General features: G+C 56.6%; 8 protein-coding genes. 1 reads left to right on the forward strand and 7 read right to left on the reverse strand.

The window, feature by feature from the left end:
- Nucleotides 1-201: 201 nt before the first annotated feature.
- The 3 genes from JYU29_RS14700 to JYU29_RS14710 form a co-directional block, all read right to left on the reverse strand.
- Complete coding sequence (locus JYU29_RS14700; protein ID WP_213985540.1) at nt 202-483, reverse strand: hypothetical protein; 282 nt, start codon at nt 481-483, stop codon at nt 202-204.
- A gap of 119 nt (nt 484-602) precedes the next feature.
- Nucleotides 603-1,235 carry a TetR/AcrR family transcriptional regulator gene (locus tag JYU29_RS14705; RefSeq protein WP_213985541.1) on the reverse strand — a complete coding sequence of 211 codons (633 nt, stop codon included), beginning with the start codon at nt 1,233-1,235 and terminating at the stop codon, nt 603-605.
- Nucleotides 1,236-1,317: 82 nt separating this feature from the next.
- Nucleotides 1,318-2,238, reverse strand: a complete 921-nt coding sequence (locus JYU29_RS14710; RefSeq protein WP_213985542.1) for a 2-dehydropantoate 2-reductase — start codon at nt 2,236-2,238, stop codon at nt 1,318-1,320.
- A 132-nt stretch (nt 2,239-2,370) separates the two neighbouring features.
- Between JYU29_RS14710 and JYU29_RS14715 the strand changes: the two genes are divergently transcribed.
- The gene (locus tag JYU29_RS14715; protein ID WP_213985543.1) at nt 2,371-3,336 is read left to right on the forward strand and encodes a DUF808 domain-containing protein; all 966 of its coding nucleotides are present in this window, start codon (nt 2,371-2,373) and stop codon (nt 3,334-3,336) included.
- A gap of 450 nt (nt 3,337-3,786) precedes the next feature.
- On the opposite strand, the gene JYU29_RS14720 is transcribed toward JYU29_RS14715, so the two are convergent.
- From JYU29_RS14720 to JYU29_RS14740, 4 genes are all read right to left on the reverse strand, one after another.
- On the reverse strand, nt 3,787-4,761 hold the full coding sequence (locus JYU29_RS14720) for a ParB/RepB/Spo0J family partition protein (RefSeq protein ID WP_213985544.1): 975 nt from the start codon (nt 4,759-4,761) through the stop codon (nt 3,787-3,789).
- A gap of 143 nt (nt 4,762-4,904) precedes the next feature.
- Nucleotides 4,905-5,330, reverse strand: coding sequence for a ribonuclease H family protein (locus JYU29_RS14730; protein WP_213985546.1), 426 nt, complete (start codon nt 5,328-5,330; stop codon nt 4,905-4,907).
- 466 nt (nt 5,331-5,796) lie between these two features.
- A complete protein-coding gene (locus tag JYU29_RS14735; protein WP_213985547.1) occupies nt 5,797-9,711 on the reverse strand; it encodes an Eco57I restriction-modification methylase domain-containing protein in 3,915 nt (1,304 codons plus the stop codon).
- Between the two features lie 345 nt (nt 9,712-10,056).
- Nucleotides 10,057-10,701 (reverse strand): recombinase family protein, encoded by a 645-nt coding sequence (locus tag JYU29_RS14740; protein ID WP_213985548.1) that lies wholly within the window; start codon nt 10,699-10,701, stop codon nt 10,057-10,059.
- Between the last annotated feature and the right edge of the window lie 898 nt (nt 10,702-11,599).

An 11,599-nucleotide genomic window follows, 5' to 3' on the forward strand; every position in this document is an offset into this window, starting at 1 on the left:
CACGTAATTGAAAATAACAGCCAGGAAGCAGAGCCCCCAGATTTCATAAACGGGCTCCGGCCCATCCACATCAAACTTCATGGTCGCGACCCTGTCGAAGATCTACGCGCTCGGTATAAACCCTGTGTCGTTGCAGATAGGTAAATTCCTATGTAATTTTGACGTAAAAGCAGAACCTCTGCGTATCTATTTCGTATCGTCTTAGTGGAAGTTTGCCGAAGGGCTGCTGGCGGACACGGCGCATATGGCATCCTCGGTCCGTATTTCGCGCATCTTCATGGAAGTAATGGGGTTGCCAAAGATGTCCTGGTAAGGGACTGCCTCGATCTCGGCTCTTTGCTGTTCCTTGATTTCCATGCCGCGCTGCATCCCAGACAGATAGGCCTGATAAACTTCGGGAGCGTATTTCTCGCCGGTCTTCGTGACCTTTCTGGCAAGTCGTCTTTCAAGTCGCCGATCCTTGGCTCGTTTACGACTGCGCATGTTTCCTCCCCCTGCGAGTTGCGATGCTCGAACATCTGCAAGGCACAGTGGCAGGAAAAGTCTTCAACTTTCAATTCGAAAATCAGGGAAACGGCGGCCGAAGTCGTGCAACTTTAGGCTTAGACGGTCTCCGGTTCAGCCAGATCAGGATCGTCGAAGCGCATCTTGTAGGACTGAATCAGTCGATCGATGGCTTCACGCGTGACGCGGTTATAGCTTTCCGAAAAGCCCAACGTGGCAACCAGTTTCCAATGTCCCTGGATCAGGCTGGAAAACAGGAATGCGATTTCGGTGCAGGCACGTTGGCTGAGATCGGGATTGCTGATCTGCACCTCGTGCGCAATCGTATGCTGCAGGAGATTGTAGTGGTCTTTGAGCGTGTTCCGCACTGCCGCCGACCCTGTCGCAAGCGACATGACGGCATCATAGACGGCCGTATCCGCAGGCTTGGATATTCCCTGCTTGGTCAGAAGATTGAAGTAGTAATCCAGAAACAAGGGCAGACGCTCGGTCGAGTTCGCCTGATGAATACCGCGCAGGAGCAGCATGCGATGTGCCGAGGCCAGGGCCTCGCACACCGCGACCATCAAGGCTTCCGGCTCCGGGAAATAGTGGCGGATGAGCTGGCGTGACATGCCAGCCTGTTCCGCAATGCTGTCATATGACGGCATCGGCAGGCCGTTTTCCGAGATTGCCTTGATTGCGGCCTGCACGATCTCGGGGCGGCGAACATCACAGAGCGTCTTGCGCATGGCGTTTCAAAGACCTGTGTTGTGCCGGCTGATTTTCGCAGCTGGCAAAACGATGCGCGGCATCGCAGAAGTCTGAATGGCTTCAGTTTGCCCCATCTAGACTGTGACCGCTAGCGCCCTTCAATAGGGCCAGGATCGTTCGGTTAACCGGAACGTCGATGCCGTGCTTTTCAGCGGCGGCAACCACCGCTCCCGTAATGAACGCATATTCGAGGGGCCGGCCGGCCAGCCGATCGTAAAGCATCGATGATCCACCTGTGGGAGAGCCGGCCAAGCGCGCCAGCGGCCCTTCGATGTCGCCGTCGCTGAGCTTCGCGCCAGTAGCCTTGGCCACAGCCACGACCTCGCGGCCGATCGCTCGAGCCAGTTCCGCAACCTGGCTGTCTGCCAGAACCGCACTGCGGCGCAGGGTCAGCGAAGTAATTGGATTTACCATGGCGTTGGTCAGCAGCTTGCCCCAGGCGACCGTCAGGAAGTCATCTTCGCCGATGATCTCGAAGGCGCTGCCGGAAAACAGGGCGGTAAGCTCATCGGCAATCGGGCCTCCTGGCACGCTGATCTTGGCGTGGCCGTGATGAAGGATGTGCCCGGGCGCCCGGCGCTCCACCGCGCAGATGATGCTGGACGGCACAACCGTCGCGTCTGCCGGCAAGAAGGGGCGCACTCGCTCTTCATGGTCGATGCCGTTTTGCACCACGATGATGCGGCTCTCAGGGCCCGTAAGGTGCTCCAGCCAGGGAGCGGCACTCGGCACGTCCTGCGCCTTTGTGGTCACCAGGATCCACTTGGCCGGCTCTTCCGCAGAAGGGTCCGTGGCGATGCGAACAGGCACTGTTGTTTCCGAGCCGTCTTTTGCTTCGGTAATCACAAGCTTGTCGAAGGGTGTGCGCGCGCACAAGGTGACATCATGGCCGGCGGCATGAAGTTGTCCTGCCAGATAGCCGCCGATCCCGCCGCTGCCGATGATTGCAATCCGCTCGCTGGGCTTTTGTTGCTGCACCATGCTTGTTCCCTGCTGTTCTTCTTGAGAGCCGCCTGTATGCGGCAAGTTGCACAAAGGAACAACCGCCGCCTTGCCTTGGCGGCTGGCTTGTCCAATTTGATCTCAGCGAACACGAGAAAAAGCGAGACGTGCATGAGCATCGGACTGTTGGGGCTGCTTGACGATATAGCAGGCATCGTCAAGGTTGCGGCTTCTTCGGTCGATGATGTCGCCGGTATGGCCACCAAGGCAGGCGTCAAGGCCAGTGCCGCCGTGATCGACGATGCCGCTGTCACGCCGCGCTACCTCGACGGTTTTGCCGCCAAACGGGAATTGCCGATCGTCGGCAAGATCGCTGTCGGCTCACTCAAGAACAAGCTCCTGTTTCTTTTGCCGGCAGCTTTGATACTGAGCTTTTTTCTTCCCTCGGCCATCACGCCGCTTCTTATGCTCGGCGGCGCTTATCTAGCCTATGAAGGGGCGGAGAAAGTGTTCCACGCTCTGGCGCCAAGCCACGCGCAAGGCCATGAAAACAAGCTCACGCCGGTCGCAATGAATGCGGCGAGCCGTGAGGATGAGCAGGTTGCAAGCGCCATCAAGACCGACTTCATCCTTTCCGCCGAGATCATGACGATCGCGCTGGCCGCCATCGAGGTCGACAACTTCATCATGCAGGCTGCCGTGCTGGCCATTGTCGGCGTCGGCATCACCATGCTTGTTTATGGCGCCGTGGCGCTGATCGTTCGCCTGGACGATATGGGTATCTATCTCGCACGCAATGCTTTCACCGGCTTTGGCCGCGGTGTCGGGCGCGCAATGGTCAAGAGCATGCCGACCATCATGCTTGTTCTGGGCGTCGTTGGCACGGCTGCGATGGTCTGGGTCGGCGGCAGCATCGTCGCGCATGGTATGCACGAATTCGGCATCCATGGTCCGGCGGCAGCGATCGAGCATGTGCATGAGCTTGCCGGTAACGCGGCTGGACCGATCGTCGGCTGGTTTGCTGAAACCGCTGCCTTCGGACTATTCGGCCTGGCGCTCGGCACTGTGCTGATACCGATCGCAAGCATGATCATCTCTCCCGGCTGGAAAGCCGTAAAATCCGCCTTCGGGCAGTGAAATAGATCAGAGCGCCAACGGACAGCATCCTGAAGCGCCACTATTCAGCAAGCACTTAGCGCCACAGGTGTTTGAAGCTCGTCAGAAGCAGCAGGCCTGCGTTGATGCCGGTTCGAGCAAGCAAGTCTTTAGTTAGGAGAGAAGCGACATCGCTCGTCATGAGCGGTGAACACTGCAAGCTAAGAAAATGGTTTGGTTGATTAGCTTGCAGACCAACATCCTGTGAGGTGATGGTGCCTAGGAGAGGACTAGCCTTCAAGAGGCTGAGAGCCTTGCGCTACAAGGGTTGCACGGGGCTCAAGCCGGGTGCTGTTGTACAGTCTTGTTGTAGAGGCGTGGCCGTGCCATGGCAACCCACGGGACGCATCGGCTGGACGGGCAAAAGCCCCAGGGCTCCCGTTGTCTGTCACTCCGTTGCGTCCGCAAGTTGCGGGGAGCTGCAAACTGCGGTTAGAAGTCGCTCGGGTCGGTCCGGTAGTCATGGCCTGCGTCTCCGAACCCGCACTTTGCGGGGTGTAAGACATGCGGGTTTATCGCCCCTCGGTCCTTCCATGCCCGGAACTCTTCAAGCTCCTCCAGTTCCACCTTCATGAACCCTTGCTCCTCCACCATGGACGCGAAGCGGACCTCGCCAAGGTAGCGAACAAGAGCCTCGCCCATCATCTCGGGGTGCTGGTGCGGATGCTTGCCCAGGGCCTTGCCTAGCTTGTCCACCATTTGTCCGATCATCGCGTCTCGCATCTCCTTCGTGAACTCCTTCTTCTCTCCTCGGTCCGCTTCCACGGCCTCCCTGTAGGTGTCGAAGACCGCCGGCAGGCGCTCCCCGGTAATGTCGCAGTTGTCCCCAAAGCGAGCCTGCAACCGTCTCCAGAGCGCCCGCATGTTTTCGACGCTCTTCTTCGAAAGGCGTGAAGCCTGCACGATCGCCGCGACTGTGATCCTCGGCCGCTTCATCTCCCCGATGCACACCAGCCGCCACGCGGCTTCGTTACGTTCAGCGTTCGTCAGCCCGAGATGGGCACGGCTATTGAACTCCAGAGCTGCATGGATAGCCGCTTCAAGCGTCCCCTCAAAATGCCTGACAGGGATGCCTTCGGTGATCCCGGCTTTTTCATAGGCGGCCCTGCGGTGGTGACCGTCCACGATGTAGAAGCGCCGCCCGGCCGCGTAGACCGCGATGGGCTCCAGCTTCCGGGCCCCGGCCGGCATGGTATCGAGCTGGTGGACCAGCGCCCGTACATGGTCGCCGTTGGTCGCCCCGTTCCGATCTTCTCCAAGCCTGGGCTGGAAGACGGGTGGGCATGTATGAATGTCCCGAAGCCGCAGTACGGTCGGCCGGTCCTCACGGGTGCCGGCTTGGGCCTCCCTCTCCAGCCGGTCCTTCTCCGAAGCGGTCCCCCTCGACAGTCCCCTTCCGATGCTCAAGGGTTCAACTCCAATCGAATTACCGCAGGAAGGCCAGCCTGGACCTTCTCTGCCTCCGTCTTCGCCGAAGTGTCTGCAAGCTCGTTGTATCGGTTCCCAGCATGTCCCTGCACCCATCTGAAGCTCACGCCCGGTCGCTGCCGCTAGAGGGCCGCCAACGTCAACCATTCCCGCATGTTCTTCACGGGCTTGCCCTTGCTGCCCTTCCATCCATTCCGCTCCCATTTCGGGAGCCATTCGTTTAGCCCGTCCACGACATACTTGGCATCGCTCCAGACGGTCCCCCGAGCATCCAGTGGAAGGCTCGTGAGCGCCATGGTCGCGGCCTCTAGTTCCATGGCGTTGTTCGTCGCATGTACTGCGGAGCCGACGATAACGCGGGTCGTGATCGGCTCTCCTGGTGCGTCCCGTTCTCGCAGGACAACGGCCCAGCCGGCCGGCCCAGGGTTCCCGAGTGAAGAGCCATCCACATACGCCTGAAAGGTATCGGCGGACGGCTTTTCTCGGGTAGTGGTGGTTGTACCTTCAGGTGCCACGGAAAAGGCCTGGAGGGTGATGGTATCAGTCATGGTGGTTTAGTCCTATTGCTTGGACGCACGAACACACAGACGTCCTGGTGAGACCGGGAGCGTTGGCGGCATAGCGTCGTGATTGATGGGGCGGCCGGCTTCGCAGAAGGGGACCGAAGGGAAAAGCCCGCGAGGTTCTCGGCGGCTCTTCCTCTTGGAGTGGGGGGTATTCGATTCGACGCGCTCAGCGTCGGTGCAGTGACTGCACTTGCGCCCGAACAGATGGAGAGACAGGGGCGTCCTGTGTCTCGGGGGGGATGTTCAACCCTATAGGGTCAGGAAGAAGTCGGCCCCCTTCTCCAGAGGTGGAAGGAAATCGACGGCCTCCGGTGCAGTGACTGTACTTGTCCCTCTACGCGACCAAAAAGGTCAAAGATTCGCTAACTTAAAGCAATTCTAAAAGCTCTGACTTTCCCGTATCCCTAGCTTATTCCACCGGAGAGACCGGAACTCAGACAAGCTTCGACTAACTGGCCTCAACTATTTTCTGCTCTTCGACGCTTAGTCCGAAAAGCTCATAAGCAATAGCATCGAGCTCTGTTTCAAGCCCCTCGATTTCAGTCGCTAACTGAGTGGCCTTTTGGTCGAGACCTTTCAATTGCTGCCGTATCGCGTTGTTTTCGGTCAATCGGACGTCCATCAGTTTTCTGGCGAAGTGTTGGCTATCTAAGCTGGGATTGCGACGCAGGATATTGTTCCAACTGAACAAGATCATCTCGGCCTCATCAGCACTCACGAAGACCCCGTTAAGTACGGTCATCTCGCCGGATTTAATTGTTAGTTCGCCTTCGGTGGTGAGACCTGCTTCCAGTTTCATGTCAGGCCGCAACTGCGTGGCTAACAGTTCGTTTTGTATCCCGATCTGACGTTCACGTTCAGTTCGCGCCCATTTCGCCTGCTCCCGCTTTCCGAGCGTGGACGGAGCTTTCTTTCGGAGTTCCTTAAGAGAAGCCACTTTGCCTGGCCAAAGCCACTCCTCAGCCTTCGTGATCTTGGTGCAAGCTGCAAGCCGTCGCGAGATGTTATCGAGAAGCTCAATATTGGCAACGTGGGCTTTCGAAAGCTTATCTGAAAGATCGGAAACTCTCTTCTTGTCCTTATCACTAGCCTTTGGGATTGGTATCGGATTCAAAAACTGGCTTTCGATATCATAATAGCCACCTGCTTTCGGTCGTGCGTACTGCTTAAATACAAAAGTCGACACGCGACTATTCAGAATGGCAACTAAAAATTTCACGTCATCTGGCTTGCGCGGGAATATAGTGTATACGCGCTTGTCGTTCGTAGCGAAGACGCCCTTTTCATCTAACGCCGCCTCGATACGGGTCGCCGTCCCGGCGATCACGATTTTTGGACGAGATTGCTTTTCAAGATTCTGGTTTCGACTGTAGGCGTACCATTCATGAGCCCGAGCACCCCCGTTGCCGTTCGCACCGGGAATGTCGCTGAACTGTCCGGCGTCTCGAGCGCGTAGCTTCTTTTCATAGGTCTTCAGGTGAGCATAGGCTTTCGGAAACTTGGTGCTGAATGAACTCTCGGGTATCAGCGAAACGCGATCACCAGTCACTTTATAAGGAAAGATGATCCGGAGCTTGGTCGGATGAATGACGAAGCGGTCAATGTCGGTCGCGTTGATGAGGGCCAGGGTGGCTGCATCTTCAAGTTCAACGTCGTTCGCTACCTTTTCAACGACGGAGCGATAGCTTCCTGATTGCATCTGATGGTTGGCAAAGATGTCAAACGCGCCAGAAACAAGTCCCTGTGATACAGCCTCTGTCACGGCGGGGTCGCCCAGCCTCAGTGAGTTTGTTTTAAGCTTAGCTAGCAATTTCAGTGTGGGTTGTGATGCAAATACCCACGGGTCAGCGGCAGGAATTTGGTCGTAGCTTATCCGCCACTCTGGATCATTCCAGTCGGGAATGTCGCCCAGAGCACCATCAGGTGCGAACGCGATCTGAATGCTTTCGGAGGGGAACTTGGCATAGAACTGAAGGGCGGTATAGGTGATCGCCTCATCGAAGACCTGGAATGAGCCAAAATCAATCCAGCGATCTAGCGACCTATTCTGCTTGATGTAGGCTCGCAGAGACTTTCCATAGCCGTTAAACCGCCAAACGCTTGGCGCAATATAGCCCATACGCCCCGCGTTGTTCAGCAAGGAAATTCCGTGCTCGATGAATGGTAGGTAAAGATCGTAGCTGCCGCTCTGGCAGCTCTGATAGAGGGGAACATCGTCTTTCCCTGTTGCATTGCGCAGGAAATCTGCGGTCTCGGGATAGACCTTCTTGAAATTTTGAAGCTTTACATAGGGCGGGTTGCCCACCACGCAGTCGAAGCCCTTCCCCTCTGGCCGGCTCTTGTTGAAAACGGCTTGGAACGTAGCTTCGAAATCGAATGCGTTGATCGTCTCTCTTTTGGTCTCGTCGGCGCTCAGCAAATCCTTCTTGAATTCATATACCTCCGGTCCGACTAACGAATTGCCGGTCACGATGTTGGAATCAAGGTTCGTGAGCGGCTGGTTGGACTTCGCTGTGTGGAGCCAGAGCGCCAGCCTTGCGATCTCCACAGATGCCGGATTGATATCTACACCAAAGATGTTCGAGGAAAGGATGCTGCGAACCGCTTCGTCCGACTTGAACTCAAACAGCGCAGCGCCCTTACCCCCAGTGACAAGCGCAAATTCGCGCTCGACGCGCTGACGTTCTCGCAGCAGATATTCCAGCGTATGAATTAAGAACGCTCCCGAGCCGCAGGCCGGGTCTAAAACTGTGAAGGTTTCGAGCCGAACCCTGAATTGCTCGACCGCTTTAACATGTCGGACAAACACCTGACTTCTCTTCGAAGGGGATAGATCTACCTGTGCCTTGATCGCGTCTTCATCACCCTCAAGCTGGAAGCTCCAGCCGAGATTGCGCCGAATGTCATCCAGCCGCGTACCAACGGTTTCCGAGACGACTTTTTCGACTACCCACTCGGGAGTGTAGTAAACGCCATCGCGTTTACGCTTGGACTCTTTCGTGATTGATGGGCGGTTTTCGGCCTCCGCTTCCAACGCTTCGAGTTCGGTAATTGACTGTTCGAAGATGCGTCCAAGCGTAAAAAGCGTGATCGCTTTTCCCTCGCGCTTCATGGTGCCGAAGTTATACGAGCCGGAAAAATACAGGAGTGTCAGCGGGGAAGAACGCAAGGTGGTGTCGTTCTCGCCTTGCATGGTAACACAAAACGCTTCGTTCGGAATACGAAGCGCCTCTAGTGCATCATCCTTCGCGAACAGGCCCCCGTTGAATCGGTTGAGATTGCGCGACCGAAATTTGGTCCCGTCATTCATGGCGGTGAACAATTCTTTGAGCTTGTTCCAAGCATCGAACTCGGAAGGTTCGAAGGTCGTCGCTTTACTCAGTTCTGCGAGATAGTCGCGGAGGGCGTTAGGAGGAAAGCTCAACTGCTCTCCCATGTCCTCACAAAACATGATGAAGATACAACGGTCGATCAGCTTCTGGGCTAGCCGGACCAACTTTCCGCGTGTTCCTGAGAAAGCCGTATTGTTGATGATGATGAGCTCGATGAGTTTCTGCCGATAGGCGCTGTACTCCTTGTAAAACTTGCTCTCGATGTCCTTCTCTCGGAACCGCTGATCCTTAAGAAGGCGCTGGAGCAGAGAGGCCCCGCCGGTCGTTAACAGCGTGTCAGCATGAAAGAGTTTCTGGAATAGAAATCGCTGAAAGCTGCCAGCTTCCGTGTCGTCGAGCAACGACACGCCTGCATCAGTGGTCGCCTTCTTAATGATGAAGCGCTGATATTGGGTCGGAATCGTGTTCCGCCAGTAGAGTCGGAACTCATTCATATCTGTCACGATGGCCCAGGTAGGCAGAACCGCCTCATTACCGAAATGAGGCTTCATCGCTTCGCGCAGATAATCAGCGCACTGTTTGACTGGTGAACGATTGTTCCCCTTGCGCTTCTGCGGAGCGTCAAGGTTTGACCGAACATCCTTGAATTCGCAAACTACTTGCGGGGTAGGCGGAACAACGGGATCGTTGAAGTACCCTAGCGCCGCGTCAGCTTCGCCAGTCCCGCCACCTTGACCGGAACCGCCAATCGCGAACTTGGGGTAGCAGGTATAGCCACTGCCGGATGCCTTACCACTTTGGACGTAGCCCCAGGTCTCATCGAAGAAGATATTGACGAAGGCAATCTCTGACGTTGTCTCCTTCTGGAAGGACTTCGACGCCCATTTTTCAAGCCGCTCACGCAGTTTCTGTTCATCCGCGCTGCCACGAAACGCCTGATATTCCTGATGAAAGACCGAGAGAAGATAAGTGTCTGCAAACAGATATTGATACGTCATTTTCATCAAATGGTGCATCCCCGCAAGTGCCATCCCGGCATCATCAGCATAGCCACTATGTAGAATGCTGACTACTAAAACGGCCGATCTGGTCGCGGGGGGCAGCGAAATTTAGAGATAAGGCGCTTGAAGCGCAAAATTCTGTTAAACTGCTAGCCTCAAAACAGCCCTGCTCTGCCGTCCGTGAAATACCGAGCCAACGGTAATCTTTGGGCGGCAAGGAGAGCATGCGGAAGGGCGACAATGAGGTCGAAAATAACTAATCTGTTCGCTTGCTTCTGCTACCTATGTCAGCGCAAGTGCGGCCATGCCGTCCCTCTTCGTGCTCAACATCCTCTAAGGGCTCTCTCTCTCTCTCTCTCTCTCTTGGCGCTGCCTTCAGGCCCATGCCGCTAGGGCCGCTTGCGCCGCTACCGGATCGTCCTTGATCCGGTAAACTGTCTGTCGGGACAGGCCCGTGGTCCTGGCAATCTCTGCAACGCCCATGTTCTTCCCGGTCATGTCCTGCACCAGAGCGACATGCTCCGCCGAGAAACTTGGCTTGCGGCCCCGGTAGGAGCCTATTGCTTCTACCCCTTGTTTAGCTCGTGCCGCTGCGATGCCAGCCCGTTGGGCCTCTTTCGTAGCCTCCGCCTGCGCTTCACCCATAGCAGCCATGAAACCCACCAGAGCGTCCCTAACGGCCGCTGACATTGGGTCCTTCGGCTGTCCGTCGAAGACCATCCCATTAATGACGGTCCGCACCGTGACACCCCTACGGATGAACTCGCGAATTGTGTCTGTCACATCGTCATAGTTTCGGCCCAGCCGGTCAATCCAGCGGACCACGAGGGTGTCTCCGGCGCGGAGCATGTCGAAGAGCCGCTTGCCCTCCGGCCGGTCCCTCATCTTCACGGCCACTCCAGACACGCCATGGTCTGCGATGACGTGATCGAAGATAAACCCTGCGGCTTCGGCCTGGATGCGCTGGTGGTCGAGGGTTTGTTCTGCGGTGGAGACGCGAGCGTAGAGGAAGGTTGCCATAGAGTTGTCCGGAGTGTCCGTTGTGGTTATGTCCGAATAGATGTCTGTCCACATAGAAGAAGTCAACCCTAACGGACGCTATTTCGTCCGTTTGAGATGTGACCGATGGGTGTGCCCTATCGGACAATCTCCCGGCTAGCTTGCCGTCCACCTTATCAGTCTGCCAGGACTGCCGCGATGAACTGAAGCGTGAAGCCTAGCTTGGTTCGCTTGAGCCATTCCCGGTGTCCCTCGGCGGCAGGGCAGGGTAGGTGGGTGGCCCTGGGGGCATGGGGGAGCACGCATCTGCGTCCACGTAGAGTAGGGGTCTCGCGGTTTTTCCCAAAAAATACCTGGCCCGTCGAGCCAGCACTAAACTGTGGAATGGGGAGAGTGGCCTATTTATCGTGTTCGCACCTTGTGCCAGCTTGATGTCGTACAGCTCCGCCCGCTCTTCTGCGGACCGGTCTCTTTGCATCGCTTAGTTTAAAACGCTGACGGCAATCTCATGCGAGAGCGCCGTAAACGGAGATGCGACAGCGACTTCCATGACTTCGGTCCAGCGGACTGTTCATGGTGGCCGTGGTGGGGAAGCCCACATTCGTTCCGCAGCGCCAGGACTTGGCAGGCCTCATGTCCCGTCTAACTCAAGGGAGGCTAGTATGCATTGTGGAGACGCGGTGTCGCCGGGGGACCGGGGGCGGAGGGCGCACAGCGTGCGCTTCCTGTTGCCGTTGGTGCTTGCAATTTGGGCCGTCGCCTTGTATGGTGAAGGTGCCGAATTGCGTGTCGCCGCCGGTGGTTGGGCGGTCTCGATTTCGAGGTCATCCAAACCTAACGAGATTGGTCGCGAGGCTCAGGCTTCGGCAATCTCATGCGAGAGCGCCGTAAACGGAGATGCGACAGCGACTTCCATGAC

The organism is Tianweitania aestuarii (genome assembly GCF_018457165.1).
GTDB classification, from domain to species: domain Bacteria; phylum Pseudomonadota; class Alphaproteobacteria; order Rhizobiales; family Rhizobiaceae; genus Tianweitania; species Tianweitania aestuarii.